Genomic DNA, 22,054 nt, shown 5'->3' on the forward strand with positions numbered 1-22,054 from the left:
TGTATGGTAGACAACGAAGAGAAAAAAGGACTACACCGTGGGCTGGAAGCCCGACATATCGAACTGATAGCGTTGGGCGGTACCATTGGTGTTGGGCTATTTATGGGTTCCGCCAGCACATTAAAATGGGCTGGGCCGTCGGTCTTACTGGCTTATATTCTCGCGGGCTTATTTGTATTCTTCATTATGCGGTCAATGGGCGAAATGCTCTATCTGGAGCCGGTTGCAGGCTCTTTTGCCGTGTATGCACATAAATATCTCAGCCCCTATTTCGGTTATCTAACCGCTTGGGGTTATTGGTTTATGTGGATAGCAGTGGGGATATCTGAAATTACCGCGATTGGTGTGTATGTCCAGTTTTGGTTCCCAGAAATTCCGCAATGGTTACCCGCTATTGCAGGGGTGGCAATAGTGGCGCTGGCTAACCTGGCGGCGGTCAGACTGTATGGTGAGCTGGAGTTCTGGTTTGCGATGATCAAAGTCACCACCATCATTGTGATGATTCTGGTGGGGTTGGGCGTCATCTTCTTCGGTTTTGGTAATCACGGCCAGGCCATTGGTTTTGATAATCTGACGGCCCACGGCGGCTTCTTCGCTGGGGGGTGGAAAGGCTTCATGTTTGCGCTGTGTATTGTAGTGGCATCCTATCAGGGGGTCGAGCTGGTGGGGATTACGGCGGGTGAAGCGAGAAATCCGCAGGTCACACTAAAGCGAGCTATCAATAACATCCTTTGGCGCATCCTGATTTTCTATGTTGGTGCGATTTTCGTGATTGTCACTATCTTCCCGTGGGACGGCATTGGGACGGGGGGAAGCCCGTTTGTACTGACTTTTGCCAAGATAGGGATAGTTTCAGCTGCGGGTATTATCAATTTCGTAGTGCTCACCGCCGCGTTGTCGGGGTGTAATAGCGGCATGTATAGTGGCGGGCGCATGTTGTATGCGCTGGCGAAGAACCGCCAGTTGCCGGCTGTCCTGACTAAACTGTCTGCCAGCGGTGTTCCGGTTTACTGTATTGCCGTCACGATTTTGTGTTTGCTGGCGGGGTCGAGCCTCAATTACATCATTCCTAATCCACAGCAGGTGTTTGTGTATGTTTACAGCGCCAGCGTGTTGCCGGGCATGGTGCCGTGGTTCGTGGTCTTAGTCAGCCAATTGCGTTTCCGACAGGTACACAAAGAGGCATTGAAGCAACATCCGTTTAAATCCATCATGTTCCCCTATGTAAACTATCTCACCATCGCTTTCCTGATTTGTGTGTTAGTGGGAATGGGCATTAACCCAGATACTCGGTTATCTTTGTTGGTTGGGGTGATTTTCCTTGGCTTGGTGACGGCCTGCTATTTTAGCTTGGGAATGCATAAACAGAAGGTAGCTGACACAAAGCGGCTATAAAACCAGCGAATAGGGCGGAGTGAGGGCTAGCAATAGCTGACTTTTGCGGCAGAGTGTGCAAAGCGTAAGCAAACACACCATTTCTTCTAAAAAAGCACTAGACAGCCAAGTATTAAAACCGTAGTATCCTCACCCGCAACGGCGCTAAGCGCCCGTAGCTCAGCTGGATAGAGCGCTGCCCTCCGGAGGCAGAGGTCTCAGGTTCGAATCCTGTCGGGCGCACCATTAATTTTGTGTGCAAGAGCTGCGGTGGTAAGATTGCCGCGTACGACGAAGTCGAAGTAAGCTGTAAGTAGTAGGAAGTTATGGTGGCTATAGCTCAGTTGGTAGAGCCCTGGATTGTGATTCCAGTTGTCGTGGGTTCGAGCCCCATTAGCCACCCCAAATTTTGTGGAACATGCGATGGTGGCGGAATTGGTAGACGCGCTAGCTTCAGGTGTTAGTGTCCTTACGGACGTGAGGGTTCAAGTCCCTCCCTTCGCACCACACAAAACATGTAGATTTTATTAAGATTTACATGGACATAGGTCGAAAGACCATGTAGAGTAAGCAGTAAGAAATCGGCGAGTAGCGCAGCTTGGTAGCGCAACTGGTTTGGGACCAGTGGGTCGGAGGTTCGAATCCTCTCTCGCCGACCAATTTCAGAAGAAACCCCGCAATGCGGGGTTTTTTTTCGCCTGTATTTTGTCTCAGTCTTATTTTTTTCAAGTCTACTTCCCCTGTTACTCATCTCCCTTATCATCTCATCCTACTATCCGTAGCTGTGTTCATTCCTCTGGCATAAGAAACTGCTGTCGGCCCTTTTTGATCAAATACAGCATGTAGCCTGGCCAGAACCTCTCTTTATTGAGTAAGAAGTGAAGTTATCTGGTGAGAAGTGAAGTGTTGGTTTTTTGCGACAAAAGCCAGATGCTTTGTCTCTAAACAGAGACACATAATTAACTGATAAATATAAAGAAAAAAAATGTCAGTTTATAACGTCGTTTTGTAGCGACAGATCACTTTGATAGGATGAATCTCAGTATGATGGGATGGGTGTATTACAGGATGAGTGAGTATAAAAATAAAATAATTAATTATCATATAATTACGGGATTTTTATTGAGAGCGTGAGTAAAAAACCCGCCAAGTTTTACGACTTGGCACGCTAAGTGCATTATCTACCCTGTAGATGCTCATCCCACTTATTATGATAGCTTGGTTTTATAACCAATATAGCTTCATAAACCCAGGGATGACGCAGAGCCGATTTTAGGGTGCCTATTGTCCATGTAAACGATGTTGCATATCTTCATCACATACCGGGCATAACGTTGAGTGAGGCACCGACATTGTTGTCTGTAGACCTGAAAATTTCAGACGCTTGCCTTTTTGGGCAAGCGTTTTTTTTTTTGCATACCCTTCGTCCTTGAAGCCGCAGGGTTGTTAGCTGCGCGCACTTACCCGAATCACTTACTTGAGTAAGCTCAGCGGGATGCGTTTGTTGGCTGCCTACCTGCAACTCCAATGACTTTGGGTACTCTTTGCTACTTGAAGCCGCAGGGTTGTTAGCTGCGCGCACTTACCCGAATCACTTACTTGAGTAAGCTCAGCGGGATGCGTTTGTTGGCTGCCTACCTGCAACTCCAATGACTTTGGGTACTCTTTGCTACTTGAAGCCGCAGGGTTGTTAGCTGCGCGGCACTTACCCGAATCAGGGGTAAAGAAAAGGCCCCCGAAGGAGCCTCAGACTGCTGACAAAACCAAATGAAGGGGAATCGTGCCGTTGGGGTCACTTTTAGTTTCAAACACAAGTACGTGAGCCACCGAAGTACTCCTAGGTGCGGTAAACCCTTCACTCACTGAGCTACTCGCGTGCTATCAAAGTGATTCGCCATTCTGCCGCAGAGTGAGCAATAGCCCCTCGCGGCGTGCCTGTGCGGCATCCTCAGGGCGGTGTAGTTTATCCAGGGCATCTGCCAGCCATGCATAATCATACCCGTCTGGGCGCTGTGCAAGCGCGGCTTTAAAGGCCTCACTGGCTTTTTCCCATTCCCCATGTTTCAGCATTAACTGGCCCAAAGTGCTATTGAGCAAGGGTGTGGCTCCGTGCTGTTTGATGTGCTGGCGTAATGATTTCTCCAGTGGCTCCGGATTGCCAGATTTCAACCGTGGGATCAATAACACCAACCGCTCATCATACTGGCGCTTCAGACCATCCAGAATGATTTGCTGGGCGACATCACTGTCATCACATTCAATCAGATGTTCCGCTAAGGCGACTTGCAGTGGGATCTCATTGCGCACTTTGCGGCTTTGATCTTTCCACCAGCGTTTCAGGCCATCGCTGCCTTCTTCTGCCATACATTGATTCATTATGCCAATATAAGCTTGCTGCTCCAGCGCGGCGATTTCCTCAGCGGTATGCACCTGGGCTTTGTTCATTGCCGGTAAAATTTCCAATAATGAACTGTAAGCACCCGAACGCAGATAAGCAAGTTCGGCCAAACGCAGCACTTCCGGATGACGTGGGGCTTGATCCAAGAGCCGGTCAACGCCATGACGAGCGGCATGCACATGCCCTTGCGCCAACTGAATGCGTACCCGAGTGATATCGACCGGCAATTGCTCGGTATCAGCCACTTCTGCTGCTCGCTCAAGATATTGATTGGTACGGAATTCATCACCGCGTTGCTGGGCCGCTTCCGCCGCCAGTAGATAATTTACCATCGGCTGTTCAGCATGATCGGCATTGCGCGTCAGTAGCTTCTCAACTTGTTTGAAATCACCTTCAGCCAGTTTGATCAGTGCCGCCTTGGTTTGCTTGCGGGCGCGGGTGCGTTTGCGGCCCAAGAACCAGCCTCGGGTGCGGGCGCCGGTGCGGAAAATACGGCGCAATATCCATTCCACTATCAGGAATGCGACCAACACCAAGACCAACATAATGACCAAACCGGTGACGCTGGTTTCGACGTTATAGTTGTCAGTCTGGATTAATACATAGCCCTGATGACCTGCCAGCATAGGGCCAAGGACGATCCCGGCAGTCAGAATGAGGAATAACAGTAAGACTCGCAGCATACTTATTCCCCCTGAGTGGCGACTGGCGTCTGTGCCAGTAAGTTACGAACCCGGGTTTGCATCAATTTTTCCAGCATCGGCTGGCTTTTCAATTGATCAGGTACATCCATTGAAATTGATTGCTGACTTAGGTTCTCCAATTCATCCAGAAACGCCTTAGTGTTCGGGTCATTCACATCAAAATAAGCACGCACCCAAGTGGAAATCGTCTCTAGCGATTGTTTATACACTTCATCCTGATGTCGAGGCACGGCCTGAGCGGCTACCAGCAAGCGGGAGCGGATATTTTCACGTAAATAAACATCCTGATTGGGTGCTAACAGTGGCTCAGCGCTACTATCACGGCGGCGAATAGTAATGAAGTCAGACATAAAGCTATGCCAACTTTTAGTCAGATTCTGACGCCATTCAGCTAACGAGCTGGACAGCTCATCGCTATTGGCATCCATCGGCGAATCATCAATATTATTATCGGCGAGACGCAGGTTATCGACTTGATTAGACAATTGATTCAGTTTGAGAATGATGCCGTCGAAATCGACTTGAGAAACCGCCGACAGGGCGCTGATATCTTCCGTTAATGCACGGCGCACGTCGATAAGGCTCGGGTCATTCATATCTGCCAGGCTGGCATCGGCACTTTTCAGTAAGGTCGCCGCGGTGGTGACGTCTTGATCACTCCACAGTTTGCGCCCAGCCATTTTCACCAGAAAATCAGCTTGTGCTAGTAACCAGGTTTTGGCATCGCTTCCTGAAATCGTGGCGACTTTTTCCTGCAACTCATTCAACTGACGCGTCAGCGATGTTTGTTGGCGGTCAGCCGCTTCCAGCGCCTTGCTTTGCTGCTGCAATAATGACTCAAGTTGCTGTTTTTCCTGCAACTGACTCTGTTTTAATTCAGTTAGCTGTTGTTGTAGCGCGATATTGGCCGCTGCTTGTAACTGAGCCTGCTGCTGTCCGTGATAATAAAGCCCGGCACCTAGCGCGATGACCAGTGCAATAGCAATGGCTCCCAGAATTGGCCCGGTTTTTTTCTCCTGGCGGACTTCTGGTTCTGGCTGTTGGTGCCTCTCAGCCGCAGTGGTTGTCTCTTCCACTGGCGCGGATGGGGTATTTTGTTCCGTCATATTGGGCATCCCATAGTCAGGTTTCAGGTTTATTGAAAATCTTGTAGTGCGCGGATCAGCGCATCATTATCAGCATTGTCCGCTACCCGGATATGGCTCCAGCCCATTTGGGCCGCTAAGGTAGCGAGGCGGTCACTCACCACCACTAATCGGCAGCGGAGCAGCCAGGACAAACGATAATAATCAGGAACCAAAGTATAGATCTGTTGCAACATTTCGCCGCTGGTCACCACCAGAATATCGACTCCGGCACGTTGCCAGTGCGCACTTTGTTCACTGCCATCATAAAATATCGGGCTGCGTTGATAACATTCGCAAAAAGTTACCGTGGCTCCCCGCTCAGTCAAGCTTTCACCGAGCAGCTCGCGCCCGCCATTACCGCGTAATAACAGCGCTTTCTTGCCCGCCAAATTTTGCAAGTCGGGCAATGATAACAGCATCTCGCTGGTCTCTCCCGTGGGGGGGAAAGTGACGTGCAAACGGCTGACGGTATGCAATGCTAATGCTGTGTTACGACCAATAGCATAATAAGATAACTGTGCAGGCCATGACAGGTTATTTCTTTTTAACAGCGGGCTAGCGTAGCGCACCGCATTCTGCGACAAAGCAAAAACCAAGTCACCGGCTTGCATATCTTGCAGTAATGCGGGCAGTTTTGGCAGGTCTTCGCCGGGAGAAAAATCAATCAATGGCGCGTGATAGGCAACCCGGCCCAGCGCACGCAGGCGGCTGACTAACTGCTCCCCGGCAGGGGATGGACGGGTTACCAGAATTGTCATAGTGGTGGATTATCCCGATAAACTTCAGCCAGAATTTCGCGCGCGCCCCTAGCTAGCAACTCATCGGCCAGCTCAACACCCATTTGCTCTGCATTTTCAGCCGGCCCACGGCGCTCACCGCGAATAATCTCGCTGCCATCGGGTGCGCCAACCAGTGCGCGGAGCCACAGTGTGTCGCCATCCAATTCTGCATAACTGCCAATAGGGACCTGACAGCCTCCTTCAAGGCGAGTATTCATGGCGCGTTCTGCACATACGCGCAATTCAGTGTCGCGATGATTCAGTGGTGCCAACAGTTTGCGGGTAAAATCATCGTCCAGACGGCATTCAATGCCGACCGCGCCTTGGCCAACCGCAGGTAAGGATTCCTCCGCCGGCATGGCATAGCGAATTCGTGTTTCCAGCCCGAGGCGCTTCAGGCCTGCAACCGCCAAAATAATGGCGTGATATTCACCTTTATCTAACTTGGCAAGACGAGTGCCGACGTTACCGCGCAGATCACGGATAATCAGATCCGGGCGGCGTTCGCGCAATTGGCACTGGCGGCGCAAGCTTGAGGTGCCCACGATGCTGCCAGCAGGCAGGTCATCCAAATGGGCATAATTCATTGATACGAAAGCATCACGAGGGTCATCTCGCTCACAAATCGTTACCAGACCCAACCCGTCGGGGAAAGCGATCGGCACATCTTTCATCGAATGAACGGCAATATCGGCACGGCCGTCCAGCATCGCCAACTCTAATTCTTTGACGAACAAACCTTTACCACCGACTTTGGCCAGCGGCGTGTCCAGAATGATGTCCCCACGGGTCACCATTGGCACTAATTCGACTTGCAGACCGGGATGATTGGTTTGCAGTAAATGTTGAACATAATGTGCTTGCCATAAGGCGAGCGGGCTTTGTCGGGTGGCAATTCGAATAATTTTGTCTAACATTTCTTGTTACCGTTTTTATATTTTACGGCCCATCCTACCATTGACCGGTGAAAACTGTCAGTGCGGTAGCCACATCAACCGGGCGGATAAGAGCATAGGAAAGCCACTATTCTAACAAATACTTGTCTGGATAAGGGGTTTATAGCTTTGTTACTGACAAAGTGGTGTTCGCTGCGTGTTTCTGCGGGTGTATTTGCCCAAGAGTGGCGGGGGTCGCTAATGACCTTGGCAATAAATAGACGTTATAATTGTGGAGATAGCTTTACTTTCTTTACGGTCAATCGGCAAGGTGTTAGATTGATCACGTTTCCAGCAATAATTCGTTAATTGTTATTCAAACAAAATGTCTTCAAACAAAATGTTTTTTGGTCAGTTCAACAAAAAGTACATTTTGGGCGAAAGTCAAAAAAAGTCATAAACGAATCTGGAACACGGGTTTCTTTCTAAGCACCGGAACAATTCTAAGCACCGGAATAACCAGGCGAGACGTCTTGTACCTCTACATCGAGACACTGAAACAGCGACTGGATGCGATCAACCAATTACGAGTCGATCGCGCCTTGGCGGCCATGGGGCCAGCCTTCCAAAAGGTCTACAGTCTGCTACCGACCCTATTACATTGCCATCACCCACTGATGCCAGGTTACCTTGATGGTAACGTTCCCCATGGCATCTGCCTTTTCACGCCCAATGAAACGCAACAGGATTATCTCTCTGAGGTTGAAGCCAAATGGGGCCAGCCTTTGCAGCAGAATGTGGGCGGTGAACTGCCGATTACCGGCCTCTACTCAATGGGAAGCACGTCATCTATTGGTCAGTGTCATACATCCGATCTCGATATCTGGGTGTGTCACCAAGCCTGGCTTGATACCGAAGAACGCAACCGCCTGCAAAAGAAATGTAGCCTATTGGAAAAATGGGCCGCATCAATGGGTGTTGAAGTCAGCTTCTTCCTGATAGATGAAAACCGTTTCCGCCATAACGCCAGTGGCAGTCTGGGTGGTGAAGATTGCGGCTCCACTCAACATATTTTATTGCTGGATGAGTTTTACCGCAGTGCGGTTCGTCTGGCTGGGAAACGTATTCTGTGGAATATGGTTCCGGTTGAAGAAGAAAATAATTACGATGATTACGTGCTGTCGCTGTATGCGCAGGGCGTACTGACGCCGAATGAATGGTTGGATTTGGGCGGTTTGAGCACCCTGTCAGCGGAAGAGTATTTCGGGGCCAGTTTATGGCAATTGTATAAGAGTATTGATTCGCCTTATAAAGCGGTGCTGAAAACTGTCCTGCTTGAAGCCTATTCGTGGGAATACCCTAACTCCCAATTATTGGCGATGGAAATCAAGCAGCGGTTGCATGCCGGTGAAATTGTGGCGTTTGGCCTTGATGCTTATTGCATGATGCTCGATCGCGTCACTCGCTATCTGACCCAAATCAATGACACCACCCGCTTGAATCTGGTGCGCCGTTGTTTCTATCTCAAAGTGTGTGAGAAATTATCTCGCACGCCCGCTAGCGCTGGCTGGCGGCGTGAGATTCTCAGCCAATTAGTCAGTGAATGGGGCTGGAGTGACGAGAACCTGGCGGTGCTGGATAACCGCGCGAATTGGAAAATTGAACGGGTGCGTGAGGCGCATAACGAGCTGTTGGACGCCATGATGCAAAGCTATCGCAATTTGATTCGCTTTGCGCGGCGCAATAACTTGAGTGTCAGCGCCAGCCCGCAGGATATCGGGGTTCTGACCCGTAAATTGTATGCGGCATTTGAAGCTTTGCCGGGCAAAGTGACACTGGTTAACCCGCAAATTTCACCGGATCTTTCAGAAGAGCATCTGACCTTTATTCATGTCCCTGCGGGCCGTGCTAACCGCCCGGGTTGGTATCTGTATAATCAAGCGCCGTCAATGGATGCTATCGTCAGCCATCAGCCGCTGGAATATAATCGTTATCTGAATAAATTGGTGTCATGGGCCTATTTTAACGGCCTGTTGACGTGCAAAACACGGCTGCATATTAAAAGTGCCAATCTGTGCGATACCGTGAAACTGCAAGAGTTGGTGACAGATATCTCTCACCATTTCCCACTGCGCCTGCCCGCACCAACACCTAAAGCGCTGTATAGCCCGTGTGAGATTCGCCACTTGGCGATTATCGTCAATCTGGAACATGACCCTACTGCGGCTTTCCGTAATCAGGTGGTTCATTTTGATTTCCGTAAACTGGATGTTTTCAGTTTTGGCGAGCAGCAGCAATGCCTGGTCGGGAGCATCGATTTGCTGTACCGCAACTCATGGAATGAAGTGCGAACCCTGCATTTCAGTGGTGAGCAGGCGGTATTGGAAGCCCTGAAAACTATTTTAGGCAAAATGCATCAGGATGCAGCACCGCCAGAATCCGTGGATGTGTTCTGCTATAGCCAACACTTACGCGGCCTAATTCGTACCCGTATCCAACAATTGGTTTCTGAATGCATTGAGCTGCGCTTGTCCAGCACTCGTCAGGAACCGGGCCGTTTCAAAGCGGTGCGGGTTTCTGGGCAGACTTGGGGGCTATTCTTTGAGCGCTTAAGTGTCTCGGTGCAGAAATTGGAAAATGCCGTCGAATTCTACGGGGCGATTTCCAATAATAAGCTGCATGGGTTATCGATTCAGGTCGAAGCCGATCAAATTCATCTGCCGCCGGTAGTCGATGGTTTTGCTAGCGAAGGGATCATTCAGTTCTTCTTCGAAGGCACCGCAGATGAGAAAGGCTTTAATATTTATATTTTGGATGAGTCAAACCGCGTTGAGGTTTATCACCATTGCGAGGGCAGTAAAGAGGAGTTGGTGCGGGATGTCAGCCGTTTCTATTCATCTTCCCACGACCGTTTTACCTACGGCTCCAGCTTTATCAACTTCAACTTGCCGCAATTCTACCAAATTGTGCAGTTAGATGGCCGGACTCAGGTGATTCCTTTCCGCAGCAATATGCTGTCTCACCTGCATATTGCTGATAAAGAAACCTCCGCGCCAGCCCAGCAGTTTCAGCTACATTAACTTGAACAGTAAAAAGACACGCCAAAGTGTGTCCTTTTCGCAGATTACTGACCACGCTAAATGAAGGGGAATCGTGCCGTTGGGGCCGTAACGGCGTGAGCCGTCGGAGTGGCCCTAGGTGCGGTTAACCCTTCATTCACTGAACTCTCAAATAAGTTCGGTTAGCCAAAACTCACATTTTCCCCGGCTTGGGCGGTCACGGCTTCAGACAATTTAGTAAAGAATTCTTCGCCGCTACGAGAGCAATACCAATGCCCTTCGCGGTAATCAAAATGGTAACCGCCTGCTTTAGTCGCCAGCCATATCTGATGTAATGGCTCTTGGCGGTTGATAATAATCTTACTGCCATTTTCGAAAGTTAGGGTCATCACCCCACCATTGGTTTCATAATCAATATCGCTATCGCCGCTAAAACTGTCCAGTGTCTCTTCAATGTAAAGTGTCAATTGATCGGCTAACTGATGAAACTCGCTGTCGTTCATATTCAATTCCTATTGCTTTTCATGATCCACCTGCGATTATAGAGACCTTAGACGCGTGATTCACAGGCATTAATACATTTACCGGCGTCAAAACAATTTACAGGCGTTAAAAAATGAAGAAAAAATTATATTGGTCACTTACCGCGCTGATGGTGTTAGCACTTGCCGGTTGCGGCCTGAAAGGCCCGTTATACTTCCCACCGTCAGATAAGCCCAAGGTGGAAACGGCACAACAAGACAGCGGCCAGGTCGATAAGAATCAGCAGGGTGTGCCGGGTGAATCGAAACCGACCCAGAGTATCGCTGGGCCACAGTGACCCTCCCTAGCGCAGCCAGATTGAGCCAATACCGAAAATTTAGCCGGTAAATAAAAGTCAGCGGAGTATGAAATGCAGTTCTCCAAAATGCACGGTCTTGGCAATGATTTTATGGTTGTCGATGCAGTTACCCAAAATGTTTACTTTTCGCCGGAGTTAATCCGCCGATTAGCAGACCGGCACACTGGCGTGGGCTTTGATCAGATGTTGGTGGTTGAGCCGCCCTATGATCCCGAGCTGGATTTTCACTACCGCATTTTTAATGCCGATGGCAGCGAAGTCTCTCAGTGTGGCAATGGCGCGCGCTGTTTCGCCCGTTTTGTACGGCTGAAGGGGCTGACCAACAAACGCGATATCAGTGTCAGCACCCAAACGGGCCGCATGATATTGAGCGTGACTGAGGATGAACTGGTTTGCGTCAATATGGGCGAGCCCAATTTTGATCCGCAATCCGTCCCTTTCCGGGCGACTAAAGCGGAGAAAACCTACATTTTTCGCGCCGCTGAGCACACGGTATTATGTGGCGTCGTCTCGATGGGCAACCCTCACTGTGTGATGCAGGTTGACGATGTTTCGGTGGCCAATGTTGCCTTGCTCGGCCCAGTATTAGAAAGCCATGAGCGCTTCCCCGAACGGGCCAATATCGGTTTTATGCAGGTGGTGAGCCGTGAACATATCCGCTTGCGGGTGTATGAGCGCGGAGCCGGTGAGACTCAAGCCTGTGGCAGTGGGGCTTGTGCGGCAGTGGCGGTTGGCATTCAGCAAGAATTGTTGGGTGAAGAGGTTCATGTCGAATTGCCGGGTGGCAGCTTGCATATCAGTTGGAAAGGGCCGGGTCACCCGCTGTATATGACCGGGCCGGCGACACATGTTTATGACGGCTTCATTCATCTATAGTATACCCGTCATACTTCAAGCTGCATGTGTGTTGGCCGCCTTCGTTCACCCCAGTCACTTACTTATGTAAGCTCCTGGGGACTCGCTCAGTTGCCGCCTTCATGCAACTCGAATTATTTAGGGTATAAATATTCATTATGACGGGTGTGACATGAAAAGTTCTGAGGAGCAGGCGCTAGCGGGTATCGAGTTAGACGACGATGCCGTGATGCAGTATTTATTGCAAAATCCCGACTTCTTTATCCGCAATGCTCGTTTGGTTGAACAGATGCATATTCCTCACCCGGTAAGAGGCTCAGTCTCGCTGGTGGAATGGCAACTGGGGCGTCAGCGTAATCAGATAGGTCAGTTGGAAGAAGAGATTACGTTACTGATGGAGCAGGCGGGTCTGAATGAAGTGTTATTCAACCGGTTACTGCAACTGCAAGGTAATCTTGCCGCCGCCAGTAGCTTGCAAGATATGCTCAATCGCTTGCAGCGCTGGGCCAGAGATTTCGGGCTGGCTGGGGCAAATGTCAGGTTATTCACTGACCGCTGGCAAACTGGCGCGCCCTCTGATTTCACCCATTTGGGGCTGCCTCGCCATGCTTTTGAGCCGATGCGCATTCAGCGGTTGGGTAATGAGCGCCATTATCTTGGCGGCTTAAACGGGCCGGAATTGCTGCTGCTATTGCCTCAAGCTAAGCAAGTTGGGTCGGTGGCGTTATCATTGTTGGGCAAAGACGGCGATCTGGGGGTAATTATCTTCAGCAGCCGCGATACACAACATTATCAGCAGGGCATGGGCACGGTGATGCTGAATCAGTTATCTACATTACTGCCGAGCTTGCTGGAGCGCTGGATAGAGCCAGTATGACCGAATTTAGTGCTTCGCTTGCCCCGCAGGTCGAGGCTTTCTTGCGTTACCTCAAAGTTGAGCGCCAACTCAGCCCGCTGACTATCACCAGTTATCGACGCCAGTTGCAGGCGCTCATGGCAATAGGCGAGCAAATGGGCCTGGCGCACTGGCAGCGGCTTGATGCTGCTCAGGTGCGTTCCTTAGTTTCCCGCAGTAAACGCGCCGGTTTACACTCATCCAGCTTGGCTTTACGGCTCTCGGCTTTGCGCAGTTTCCTCAACTGGCTGGTCAGTCAGGGTGTTATGTCAGTCAATCCCGCCAAAGGGGTCAGTACCCCGCGCTCTGGCCGCCATCTACCGAAAAATATTGATGTCGATGAAGTCGATAAACTGTTGGATATCGACTTAAATGACCCACTGGCCGTGCGCGACCGGGCGATGCTGGAAGTGATGTATGGCGCGGGTTTGCGTTTATCGGAGCTGGTCGGCATGAACTGCAAACATGTGGATCTGGCGAGCGGCGAAGTGTGGGTAATGGGCAAGGGTAGCAAAGAGCGCAAAGTCCCCATCGGCAAGACGGCGGTCAAGTGGCTAAAGCATTGGTTGGAACTGCGTGAATTGTTTGAACCGCAGGATGATGCCATCTTTTTGGCCAATACCGGTAAGCGAATTTCCGCGCGAAATGTACAAAAACGCTTTGCTGAATGGGGCGTAAAACAAGGGGTTAGTAGCCATATTCACCCTCATAAACTGCGGCATTCTTTCGCCACCCATATGCTGGAATCCAGCGGCGACCTGCGCGCAGTACAAGAATTACTGGGCCACGCCAATCTGACCACCACACAAATTTATACTCATCTCGACTTTCAACATCTGGCAACAGTGTATGATGCTGCTCATCCACGGGCCAAACGAGGCAAATCCTGATGCATTTTTATCGTCCACTTGAGCGTATCTCCGCCATTACTTTCGATTTGGATGACACCCTGTATGACAATCGGCCGGTGATATCCCGTACAGAACAAGAATCTGTGGCATTTCTACAGCAATACCATCCCAATTTGGCGCAGTTACAAGCCGCAGATTTGCATGGTTTTCGCAGTGAATTACTGGCGCAAGACCCGGATATTTACCACGATGTCACTCAGTGGCGCTGGCATGCTATCGAGCTGGGTCTGATTCGCCATGGCTTGAGTAAGTCAGAAGCGCAGTGTGGGGCTGATGCGGCGATGGAAAACTTTGCCCTATGGCGTAGCCGCATTTATGTGCCGCCAGCCACTCATGACACTCTGAGCGCGTTGGCGGAGCATTACCCGCTGGTGGCCATCACCAATGGCAATGCGGATCCCAAAGCTTGCGGGCTGGACAATTATTTCCAGTTTGTTTTGCGCTCCGGCCCCCATGGCCGCGCCAAGCCTTTCCGCGATATGTATCATAAGGCGGCGAATCATCTGGATATTCCGCTGAAACATATCTTGCATGTTGGTGACGACCTGACCACGGATGTTGCTGGTTCGCTACGTTGTGGCATGCAAGCTTGCTGGATTAATGATCGTCAACAAAACCTGATGGCGGCCAGTGATAGCCGATTATTGCCACATATTGAAATTTCACAGTTGGCTTCCCTGACAGCATTGCTATAATCCTCTGCAATAACTCTGTATAAATTCACAGTGGAATGATGTTAAAATCGCCGGAAAACCGGCGATTTGGCTATTTTCCCTTACCCGATAAACGGTGCCTATGGACGTTTCTGATCTGCTCGACAGCCTGAATGAAAAACAACGCGAAGCCGTGGCCGCGCCACGCTGCAACCTGTTGGTACTGGCCGGTGCGGGCAGTGGTAAAACCCGGGTGCTGGTGCATCGCATTGCCTGGCTGTTGTCAGTAGAAAATGCCTCTCCGTACTCCATTATCGCGGTCACCTTTACCAATAAAGCGGCGGCTGAAATGCGCCACCGTATTGAGCATTTGATTGGCACCAGTCAGGGCGGGATGTGGATTGGGACTTTCCACGGTCTGGCGCACCGGTTGCTACGTGCTCACCATATGGATGCCAATCTGCCGCAGGATTTCCAAATCCTCGACAGTGACGACCAACTGCGCTTATTGAAACGCTTGGTTAAAGCATTGAATTTAGATGAAAAACAATGGCCACCACGGCAAGCAATGTGGTACATCAACGGCAAAAAAGATGAAGGGCTACGTCCACAGCATATTGAGAGCTACGGCAACCCGGTCGAAGCCACGTGGCTGCGTATCTATCAAGCCTATCAAGAAGCTTGTGACCGCGCGGGTCTGGTGGATTTTGCCGAGCTATTATTGCGTGCGCACGAGCTGTGGCTGAATAAGCCGCATATTCTGAATCATTATCGCGAGCGCTTTACCAACATTCTGGTGGATGAGTTCCAAGATACTAACAACATCCAATATGCTTGGATTCGCCTGCTGGCGGGGGATCGCTCCAATGTGATGATTGTCGGCGACGACGACCAATCAATTTATGGCTGGCGCGGGGCGCAGGTGGAGAATATCCAGCGCTTCCTGAAAGATTTTCCCGGCGCTGAAACTATCCGATTGGAGCAAAATTACCGTTCAACCAGCAATATTCTGACGGCAGCGAATGCCCTGATTGCCAATAATGACGGCCGCATGGGGAAAAATCTGTGGACTGAAGGCGCTGAGGGCGAGCCAATCTCGCTCTATTGCGCCTTTAATGAGCTGGATGAAGCCCGCTTTGTGGTGAACCGCATTAGAGCCTGGCGCGACAATGGCGGTGCGCTGAATGATTGTGCCATTTTGTATCGCAGCAACGCCCAATCGCGTGTTTTGGAAGAAGCTTTATTGCAGACGGCCACGCCATACCGTATTTATGGCGGTCAGCGTTTCTTCGAACGTCAAGAAATCAAAGATGCATTGGCTTATCTGCGCCTGATGTCCAATCGCAATGATGACGCGGCCTTTGAGCGGGTGGTGAATACACCAACCCGTGGTATTGGAGACCGCACCTTAGATGTGGTGCGCCAGACTGCCCGTGATCGCCAGCTAACGTTGTGGCAATCCACCCGCGCCATGTTGCAGGAAAAAGTGCTGGCAGGCCGTGCGGCTTCTGCGCTGCAGCGTTTTGTCGAGCTGGTGGATTCACTGGCGCATGAAACCGCAGATATGCCGTTGCATGTCCAAACTGACCGAGTGATGCGCGATTCTGGTTTGTGGTCGATGTATGAGCAGGAAAAGGGCGAAAAAGGCCAGGCGCGTATTGAAAACCTTGAAGAACTGGTCAACGCGACCCGTCAATATAGCTATCAGGATGAAGATCAGGATTTGATGCCATTGCAGGCATTTCTCTCACATGCGGCGCTGGAAGCGGGAGAGGGCCAGGCGGATGCTTATCAGGATGCCGTGCAGTTGATGACTCTCCATTCAGCGAAAGGGCTGGAGTTCCCGCAGGTATTCATCGTGGGTATGGAAGAGGGCATGTTCCCCAGCCAGATGGCACTGGATGAAAGTGGGCGGCTGGAAGAGGAACGGCGGTTGGCCTATGTGGGGGTCACCCGCGCGATGCAAAAACTGACACTCTGTTATGCCGAGAGCCGCCGTCTGTATGGTAAAGAAGTGAATCATCGGCCATCACGTTTTATCGGCGAACTGCCGCAGGAGTGTGTTGAAGAAGTGCGGCTGCGCGCGACAGTTTCCCGCCCGGTCAACCACCGCAGCATGGGGACGCCGATGAACGAAAATGACAGTGGCTTCTCACTAGGCCAGCGGGTGCGCCATCCTAAGTTTGGCGAGGGCACCATCGTCAACCTGGAAGGTAGCGGTGAGCATAGTCGGTTGCAAGTGGCTTTCCCCGGCGAAGGTATTAAGTGGCTGGTGGCGGCTTATGCCCGATTAGAAGCTGTCTAAGTTTACCCTGCAATATCAATAGGTTTGGGTAAACCCTGTGACTCAATGCCGCAGCGGTATTAGCGGCTCTCGCTCCCATCCTGAGCCGCCAGTTTTGCATCGGTTTCTGCTTGTAGCAGAATGGCTTTGCCCATCCACTGGGTAACATCCTGAATCCCAGCATCATCTAAATGCCAAATATCTTTCAGCACCATAAACACCTCTGATCCATAAATTAACGAAAATGCATGAATCACCCGTTGCAGTGCTTCTGGTGTTAATTTCCCTTCCAATGGCTCAACCGCCAGCTTTAACAACCGCTTACGGTTACCACGGACTAACTTCTCTTCATTGTTTGGATTGCTGCGGCTATCGGCCCATTGTTGCAAAGACAAGTGCAGCGCGGCTCGCAGCACGCCCTCATGTTGCAACATACGCGGATAAGCAAAAGACAGTAATTCAGCAATACGCTGGTGGGCATCGGGTTGAGTAGGCTGCCATTCCAATATTGGCCCAAGACTCTCATCGACCATGGCAGAAACCAAGGCACTTTGTGTCGGGAAATAGCGGTAAGCCGTGGCACGGGAAAGCTGGGCGGCATTGGCGACTTCAGTTATTGATGGAAATGCGCCTTGTTCATACATTGACATCGCGGTGTCAATAAGTAGCCGCCGGGTTCTAGCCCTGATGGTGGTTAGCGATGGAGGGGCGCGTTCTGGTTTATCTTGATAACTCACGGTCACTCCATGATCTAGAGATCGTATTTTTGCTCACTATAACAAACCGTTCGCACAAATCGCCATGAATGCTCTCCATATTCAGATTATTTTTGAGACTGTAGTCTCATATTTAAGTTATATGCTTTGCGAAAATGATACTACAGTCTCAATATGCTTCTATCTTAACCAACTCGCTTCATTTCTTGTGACATTCCGCATTCATAGAAGGATGTTCAGATGCCCCGTCATATTTTTATCGCGACCACGACAGATACCAAAGGCGATGAGCTGACTTATGTCAGTGAATTGATTAAAGCAACCGGCCTGACGACGGTCACGGTTGATTTATCGACCAAAGCAGGTCAGCACGCTGGCGGCGCTGATATCACGGCCGAAACGGTGGCGAGCCATCATCCTGATGGGCGTCAGGCCGTCTTCTGTGGTGATAGAGGGCGGGCGATAAGTGCGATGGCGGTGGCTTTTGAGCGTTTTATTGCCAGCCGTGATGACGTGGCTGCGCTGTTAGGCTTGGGCGGCTCCGGCGGCACGGCACTGATAACCCCTGCGATGCAAAGTTTACCTATCGGTATTCCTAAGCTGATGGTGTCAACCATGGCTTCTGGTGATGTTTCCGGCTACATCGGTGCCAGTGATATCGCCATGATGTATTCGGTCACTGATATTGCCGGGCTTAATCGTATTTCCCGCCGTGTGCTGAGCAATGCGGCCCATCAAATTGCCGGTGCGGTTTATTTTGCGCAAAAAGAAGAAATCGCGACCAATGATAAACCGGCGCTGGGTTTGACCATGTTTGGTGTGACAACCCCCTGTATTCAAGCGGTTAGCGCGGCATTATCGGCAGAATATGATTGTTTAGTGTTCCATGCGACCGGCAGCGGCAGCAAAGCGATGGAAAAATTGGCCGAAAGCGGCTTACTGGCAGGGGCGCTGGATTTGACCACCACCGAGGTCTGCGACCTGTTATTTGGTGGGGTATTAGCATGCGGCCCAGAAAGGTTTGATGCTATTGCTCACAGCCAAATTCCTTACGTCGGCTCTTGCGGTGCATTAGATATGGTTAATTTTGGTAACCCCGCCACCATTCCGACGAAATATGCCGACCGCTTGTTCTATGAGCACAATGCGCAAGTCACATTGATGCGTACCTCCGAGCAAGAAAACATTGAGATGGCGCGCTGGATTGGCGAGAAGCTTAACCGCTGCGAAGGCGAGGTGCGTTTCTTAATTCCACTGGGCGGATTTTCAGCGCTAGACGCACCGGGCCAACCTTTCTGGGATGAAAAAGCACTGAAAGCTTTTATCCACACGCTGGAAGAAACCGTGATTCAAACTGAAAAACGCCGTCTGGTGCACTATCCATTCAATATTAATGACCCACAGTTTGCCCAAGCTGCGGTAGAAAACTTTAAAGAAATAGCAAAGAGCCGATCCCATTAGGGCCATTACTGCTCACTGTAAACTTCGTGGAGAAGCATATGCCAAAATTTCAACGCCAGGCCATATTGGCTAAATTCCGGGAAATGATTGCCCGCCGTGAGCCGATTATCGGCGGCGGTGCGGGTACAGGTTTGTCGGCCAAATGTGAAGAAGCCGGCGGTATTGATCTTATCGTCATCTATAACTCGGGCCGTTATCGCATGGCCGGTCGCGGTTCGCTGGCCGGTCTGCTGGCCTACGGCAATGCCAATGAAATTGTGGTCGACATGGCAAAAGAAGTGTTGCCAGTGGTCAAGAACACGCCGGTGCTAGCGGGGGTCAATGGTACTGACCCGTTCTGTCAGTTTGACCACTTCTTGGATCAACTGAAAGCATTGGGCTTTTCTGGTGTGCAGAATTTCCCAACAGTGGGTTTAATTGACGGGAATTTCCGCGCTAACCTTGAAGAAACTGGCATGGGCTATGGTCTGGAAGTGGACATGATTCGTCTGGCTCACGAGAAAGATTTACTCACCACGCCGTATATTTTCAGTGCCGAAGATGCTGTCGCCATGACTCAAGCGGGGGCCGATATTATTGTTCCTCATATGGGGCTGACCACCGGCGGCAATATTGGTGCTGACACCGCGTTGAAGCTGGCTGACTGTGTGCCTCTGATTAATGAATGGGCCGCTGCCGCAAAAGCGGTGCGCGAAGATGTGATTGTGTTGTGTCACGGCGGGCCGATTTCTACCCCAGAAGATGCTCAATACATCTTGGATAATTGTCCGCAATGTGATGGTTTCTACGGTGCCAGCTCCATGGAGCGGTTACCAACAGAAATTGCACTGACGGATACCACTAAGCAGTTTAAAAATATAAAACGTTGATTGTTTTGCCAATACCAAGGGAAAGCCTGTTCGTGATTTTTGCTGGATTATCAGCTAAATAAAGATGCAGGATACACAAAACCGAAGTCGAAGCTGGCTTCGGTTTTTTACTGATATTATTACTGATAGCGCGCGCCAATATCAGCCGTCGCATACCACGCCAATAGGTTGCTGACTTTCGCTTCACCCTCGGCGGGTGACCAACTGGCGAAGTATTCGGCAGTAATGGGCTGGTAAGGGCCGTGTTTAACTTCAAAAATAACCGCCCCTTCTTCCAGTGAGAGCACGGCGTGCCACACATTAGCGGGGATCTCCAGAATAGCGGTTTCCTGGCCCAATAGCGCACGGTGGGTGACTTTTCCTGCATCATCAAACAGCAGCACAATAAAGCTGCCGTGTAATGCTGTCAGTAATTCCCAAGTGTGAGGGTGGCGATGAGGGCGAACATAAGTCTCTGGCTCCATCGCAATCGCCAGGCGCTGTATGGGGTCGTCGAGCTGTGGGTGGAAGTTAAGATTGGCTCTCTGACGCGGTGACTGCTGGGCTTGCTGGCTCAACTGCACCAGAGTTTGTTGGGTGATTTGCTTCATTTTGGTCAAATATCCTTAAGAGTGGCTGACTGTAATCTAGCGTAAACAGAGCGATGTTATACCTGTCATACTTCAAGCTGCATATGTGTTGGCTGCTTTCACTACTCGGCCCGTCCATGGGCCTCGCCTCTGCTAGGCCGCTGCAAGCAGCGTTCAAATCTGCTCCCCGCAGATTTGTCACCCCAGTCACTTACTTGTGTAAGTTCTTGGGGATTAATGAGCCTCATCCTTGAGGCTCACCCTGCGGGCTAGCATAAATGCTGTTCAAATCGGTTCCCGACCGATTTGTCACTCACTTGCCGCCTTTCTGCAACTCGAATTATTTAAGGTATATAGCTGCGTGCTGTTGGATAATAAATCTTGCCGCTCAGAACTAAAAATTGTGCTCATGAATTAACACCTTTTAACCGGTTGACAGCCTTTTTCTTCTCGGCGTAACATGCGCGCACTATTCTTGATGAGGACATTCGCCTTGGACACACCCAGTAGATACTGGCTCAATAACCTGTTCATAGGGTGCAACTTCTAAGGCTATCCTCATATTTGCTGATAGCCTTCGTGGTTGTCAGCGGCCCCGCTAAACCGCCGCTGTGAGTCAGATCTCCTTATGGTCTGAAACAAAGGGTATTTCAATACTGACCTGTTTCTGTGCTTCAATGCGTTTTCCCTATCCATCACCGCAAGGGAGTTTTGGCACATGCTGAGCGCATTTAAATTAAGTAACAATCGCTTATCCCGTTTGGAGCTGGATGAATCAGATGACCTGACTTCCTCACTTTGGGTCGATTTAGTCGAGCCAGAAGAGGGTGAGCGGGAACGCGTCCAGAATGAGTTAGGGCAAAGCCTGGCCACGCGGCCAGAGTTGGACGACATCGAGGCCTCCGCGCGATTCTTTGAAGACGAAGATGGCCTGCATATCCACTCCTTCTTCTATTATGAAGATGCTGACGACCACGCCGGTAACTCAACTGTGGCATTTACTATTCGTGATGGCCGCCTGTATACCCTGCGCGAACGCGAATTACCGGCATTCCGCTTGTATCGCATGCGCGCGCGCAACCAAACACTGGTTGACGGCAACGCCTATGAATTGCTGCTAGATTTGTTTGAAACTAAAATTGAGCAGCTGGCAGATGAAATCGAGAATATTTACAGCGACTTGGAAGCCTTGAGCCGCGTCATCATGGAAGGCCAGCAGGGCGATGAATATGATGCTGCGCTCTCCACACTGGCAGAACAGGAAGATATCGGCTGGAAAGTCCGGTTGTGTCTAATGGATACCCAGCGGGCGCTGAATTTCTTGGTGCGTAAGGCCCGTTTACCCAGTGGCCAGTTGGAACAGGCCCGTGAGGTACTGCGCGATATCGAATCTCTGTTGCCGCACAATGAATCTTTGTTCCAGAAAGTTAACTTCTTAATGCAAGCGGCGATGGGTTTTATCAACATCGAGCAGAACCGCATTATCAAGATCTTCTCGGTGGTGTCGGTGGTGTTCCTGCCGCCCACCTTGGTGGCGTCCAGCTACGGGATGAACTTTGAATTTATGCCGGAATTGCGCTGGTCGTTTGGTTACCCAGGGGCAATCAGTTTGATGATTATTGCCGGGTTAGCGCCATATCTCTATTTCAAACGCAAGAACTGGCTTTAACCTTCGCCCTTGAAG

The 22,054-nt window shown here is 50.5% G+C and carries 18 protein-coding genes and 4 tRNA genes; 15 read left to right on the plus strand and 7 right to left on the minus strand.

Going from position 1 to position 22,054, the window contains the following annotated elements:
- The first annotated feature begins 3 nt into the window (after positions 1–3).
- From thrP to OVO64_RS16215, 5 genes are all read left to right on the plus strand, one after another.
- Positions 4–1,395: a bifunctional threonine/serine APC transporter ThrP gene (thrP, locus tag OVO64_RS16195; RefSeq protein ID WP_145585728.1), complete on the plus strand. Its 1,392-nt coding sequence runs from the start codon at positions 4–6 to the stop codon at positions 1,393–1,395.
- 148 nt (positions 1,396–1,543) lie between these two features.
- A tRNA-Arg gene (locus tag OVO64_RS16200) sits at positions 1,544–1,620 on the plus strand.
- Between the two features lie 83 nt (positions 1,621–1,703).
- Positions 1,704–1,779: transfer RNA gene (locus OVO64_RS16205), tRNA-His, on the plus strand.
- 15 nt (positions 1,780–1,794) lie between these two features.
- A tRNA-Leu gene (locus tag OVO64_RS16210) sits at positions 1,795–1,881 on the plus strand.
- 75 nt (positions 1,882–1,956) lie between these two features.
- Positions 1,957–2,033 (plus strand) — tRNA-Pro (locus OVO64_RS16215).
- 1,222 nt (positions 2,034–3,255) lie between these two features.
- Here OVO64_RS16215 and hemY read toward each other — a convergent pair.
- From hemY to hemC, 4 genes are read right to left on the minus strand one after another with little or no spacing between them, the layout of a single operon-like run.
- On the minus strand, positions 3,256–4,455 hold the full coding sequence (gene hemY / locus OVO64_RS16220; RefSeq protein ID WP_038638170.1) for a protoheme IX biogenesis protein HemY: 1,200 nt from the start codon (positions 4,453–4,455) through the stop codon (positions 3,256–3,258).
- Between the two features lie 2 nt (positions 4,456–4,457).
- Positions 4,458–5,582 (minus strand): uroporphyrinogen-III C-methyltransferase, encoded by a 1,125-nt coding sequence (gene hemX / locus OVO64_RS16225; RefSeq protein ID WP_038638173.1) that lies wholly within the window; start codon positions 5,580–5,582, stop codon positions 4,458–4,460.
- Between the two features lie 29 nt (positions 5,583–5,611).
- Entirely contained in the window at positions 5,612–6,361 is a 750-nt protein-coding gene (gene hemD / locus OVO64_RS16230; RefSeq protein ID WP_038638175.1) for a uroporphyrinogen-III synthase, read from the minus strand.
- Complete coding sequence (gene hemC, locus OVO64_RS16235; protein ID WP_038638178.1) at positions 6,358–7,299, minus strand: hydroxymethylbilane synthase; 942 nt, start codon at positions 7,297–7,299, stop codon at positions 6,358–6,360. Before hemC ends, hemD begins: the two co-directional genes overlap by 4 nt.
- A 491-nt stretch (positions 7,300–7,790) precedes the next feature.
- Here hemC and OVO64_RS16240 point away from each other — a divergent pair, with 491 nt between their 5' ends.
- On the plus strand, positions 7,791–10,337 hold the full coding sequence (locus OVO64_RS16240) for a class I adenylate cyclase (RefSeq protein ID WP_145510136.1): 2,547 nt from the start codon (positions 7,791–7,793) through the stop codon (positions 10,335–10,337).
- Positions 10,338–10,498: 161 nt separating this feature from the next.
- Here OVO64_RS16240 and cyaY read toward each other — a convergent pair whose 3' ends face one another.
- Positions 10,499–10,819, minus strand: a complete 321-nt coding sequence (cyaY, locus tag OVO64_RS16245) for an iron donor protein CyaY (RefSeq protein ID WP_267248895.1) — start codon at positions 10,817–10,819, stop codon at positions 10,499–10,501.
- Between the two features lie 113 nt (positions 10,820–10,932).
- On the opposite strand from cyaY, the gene lptM reads away from it, so the two are divergent.
- The 6 genes from lptM (at position 10,933) to uvrD (ending at position 16,776) form a co-directional block, all read left to right on the plus strand.
- Positions 10,933–11,136, plus strand: a complete 204-nt coding sequence (lptM, locus tag OVO64_RS16250; protein ID WP_038638186.1) for an LPS translocon maturation chaperone LptM — start codon at positions 10,933–10,935, stop codon at positions 11,134–11,136.
- Positions 11,137–11,208: 72 nt separating this feature from the next.
- Entirely contained in the window at positions 11,209–12,033 is an 825-nt protein-coding gene (gene dapF, locus OVO64_RS16255; RefSeq protein ID WP_038638189.1) for a diaminopimelate epimerase, read from the plus strand.
- A gap of 151 nt (positions 12,034–12,184) precedes the next feature.
- Complete coding sequence (locus OVO64_RS16260; RefSeq protein ID WP_038638192.1) at positions 12,185–12,889, plus strand: DUF484 domain-containing protein; 705 nt, start codon at positions 12,185–12,187, stop codon at positions 12,887–12,889.
- Positions 12,886–13,797, plus strand: a complete 912-nt coding sequence (gene xerC / locus OVO64_RS16265) for a tyrosine recombinase XerC (protein WP_072089229.1) — start codon at positions 12,886–12,888, stop codon at positions 13,795–13,797. Before OVO64_RS16260 ends, xerC begins: the two co-directional genes overlap by 4 nt.
- Positions 13,797–14,513, plus strand: coding sequence for a 5-amino-6-(5-phospho-D-ribitylamino)uracil phosphatase YigB (gene yigB / locus OVO64_RS16270; protein ID WP_038638195.1), 717 nt, complete (start codon positions 13,797–13,799; stop codon positions 14,511–14,513). Before xerC ends, yigB begins: the two co-directional genes overlap by 1 nt.
- A gap of 100 nt (positions 14,514–14,613) precedes the next feature.
- Complete coding sequence (uvrD, locus tag OVO64_RS16275) at positions 14,614–16,776, plus strand: DNA helicase II (RefSeq protein ID WP_038638198.1); 2,163 nt, start codon at positions 14,614–14,616, stop codon at positions 16,774–16,776.
- 59 nt (positions 16,777–16,835) lie between these two features.
- Here the strand turns inward: uvrD and OVO64_RS16280 are convergent, their stop codons facing one another.
- A complete protein-coding gene (locus OVO64_RS16280; RefSeq protein WP_038638201.1) occupies positions 16,836–17,492 on the minus strand; it encodes a TetR/AcrR family transcriptional regulator in 657 nt (218 codons plus the stop codon).
- Positions 17,493–17,711: 219 nt separating this feature from the next.
- On the opposite strand from OVO64_RS16280, the gene OVO64_RS16285 reads away from it, so the two are divergent.
- Both OVO64_RS16285 and OVO64_RS16290 read left to right on the plus strand, forming a co-directional pair.
- Complete coding sequence (locus tag OVO64_RS16285; protein WP_050292303.1) at positions 17,712–18,932, plus strand: Tm-1-like ATP-binding domain-containing protein; 1,221 nt, start codon at positions 17,712–17,714, stop codon at positions 18,930–18,932.
- Positions 18,933–18,970: 38 nt separating this feature from the next.
- A complete protein-coding gene (locus OVO64_RS16290) occupies positions 18,971–19,801 on the plus strand; it encodes a phosphoenolpyruvate hydrolase family protein (RefSeq protein WP_038638208.1) in 831 nt (276 codons plus the stop codon).
- A 119-nt stretch (positions 19,802–19,920) separates the two neighbouring features.
- Here the strand turns inward: OVO64_RS16290 and OVO64_RS16295 are convergent, their stop codons facing one another.
- Entirely contained in the window at positions 19,921–20,391 is a 471-nt protein-coding gene (locus OVO64_RS16295; RefSeq protein WP_038638210.1) for a WbuC family cupin fold metalloprotein, read from the minus strand.
- Between the two features lie 697 nt (positions 20,392–21,088).
- Between OVO64_RS16295 and corA the strand changes: the two genes are divergently transcribed.
- Positions 21,089–22,039: a magnesium/cobalt transporter CorA gene (gene corA, locus OVO64_RS16300; RefSeq protein WP_004704595.1), complete on the plus strand. Its 951-nt coding sequence runs from the start codon at positions 21,089–21,091 to the stop codon at positions 22,037–22,039.
- The last annotated feature ends 15 nt before the right edge of the window (positions 22,040–22,054 follow it).

Origin of the sequence: Yersinia sp. Marseille-Q5920, from assembly GCF_946902935.1 — a bacterium.
GTDB lineage: Bacteria > Pseudomonadota > Gammaproteobacteria > Enterobacterales > Enterobacteriaceae > Yersinia > Yersinia rochesterensis.

What these genes read in the sequence shown, in the direction of transcription:
- thrP (WP_145585728.1), top strand. Translation starts at nt 4, where the DNA reads ATGGTAGACAACGAAGAGAAAAAAGGACTACACCGTGGGCTGGAAGCC.
- hemY (WP_038638170.1), bottom strand. Translation starts at nt 4,455, where the DNA reads ATGCTGCGAGTCTTACTGTTATTCCTCATTCTGACTGCCGGGATCGTC.
- hemX (WP_038638173.1), bottom strand. Translation starts at nt 5,582, where the DNA reads ATGACGGAACAAAATACCCCATCCGCGCCAGTGGAAGAGACAACCACT.
- hemD (WP_038638175.1), bottom strand. Translation starts at nt 6,361, where the DNA reads ATGACAATTCTGGTAACCCGTCCATCCCCTGCCGGGGAGCAGTTAGTC.
- hemC (WP_038638178.1), bottom strand. Translation starts at nt 7,299, where the DNA reads ATGTTAGACAAAATTATTCGAATTGCCACCCGACAAAGCCCGCTCGCC.
- cyaY (WP_267248895.1), bottom strand. Translation starts at nt 10,819, where the DNA reads ATGAACGACAGCGAGTTTCATCAGTTAGCCGATCAATTGACACTTTAC.
- lptM (WP_038638186.1), top strand. Translation starts at nt 10,933, where the DNA reads ATGAAGAAAAAATTATATTGGTCACTTACCGCGCTGATGGTGTTAGCA.
- dapF (WP_038638189.1), top strand. Translation starts at nt 11,209, where the DNA reads ATGCAGTTCTCCAAAATGCACGGTCTTGGCAATGATTTTATGGTTGTC.
- OVO64_RS16260 (WP_038638192.1), top strand. Translation starts at nt 12,185, where the DNA reads ATGAAAAGTTCTGAGGAGCAGGCGCTAGCGGGTATCGAGTTAGACGAC.
- xerC (WP_072089229.1), top strand. Translation starts at nt 12,886, where the DNA reads ATGACCGAATTTAGTGCTTCGCTTGCCCCGCAGGTCGAGGCTTTCTTG.
- yigB (WP_038638195.1), top strand. Translation starts at nt 13,797, where the DNA reads ATGCATTTTTATCGTCCACTTGAGCGTATCTCCGCCATTACTTTCGAT.
- uvrD (WP_038638198.1), top strand. Translation starts at nt 14,614, where the DNA reads ATGGACGTTTCTGATCTGCTCGACAGCCTGAATGAAAAACAACGCGAA.
- OVO64_RS16285 (WP_050292303.1), top strand. Translation starts at nt 17,712, where the DNA reads ATGCCCCGTCATATTTTTATCGCGACCACGACAGATACCAAAGGCGAT.
- OVO64_RS16290 (WP_038638208.1), top strand. Translation starts at nt 18,971, where the DNA reads ATGCCAAAATTTCAACGCCAGGCCATATTGGCTAAATTCCGGGAAATG.
- OVO64_RS16295 (WP_038638210.1), bottom strand. Translation starts at nt 20,391, where the DNA reads ATGAAGCAAATCACCCAACAAACTCTGGTGCAGTTGAGCCAGCAAGCC.
- corA (WP_004704595.1), top strand. Translation starts at nt 21,089, where the DNA reads ATGCTGAGCGCATTTAAATTAAGTAACAATCGCTTATCCCGTTTGGAG.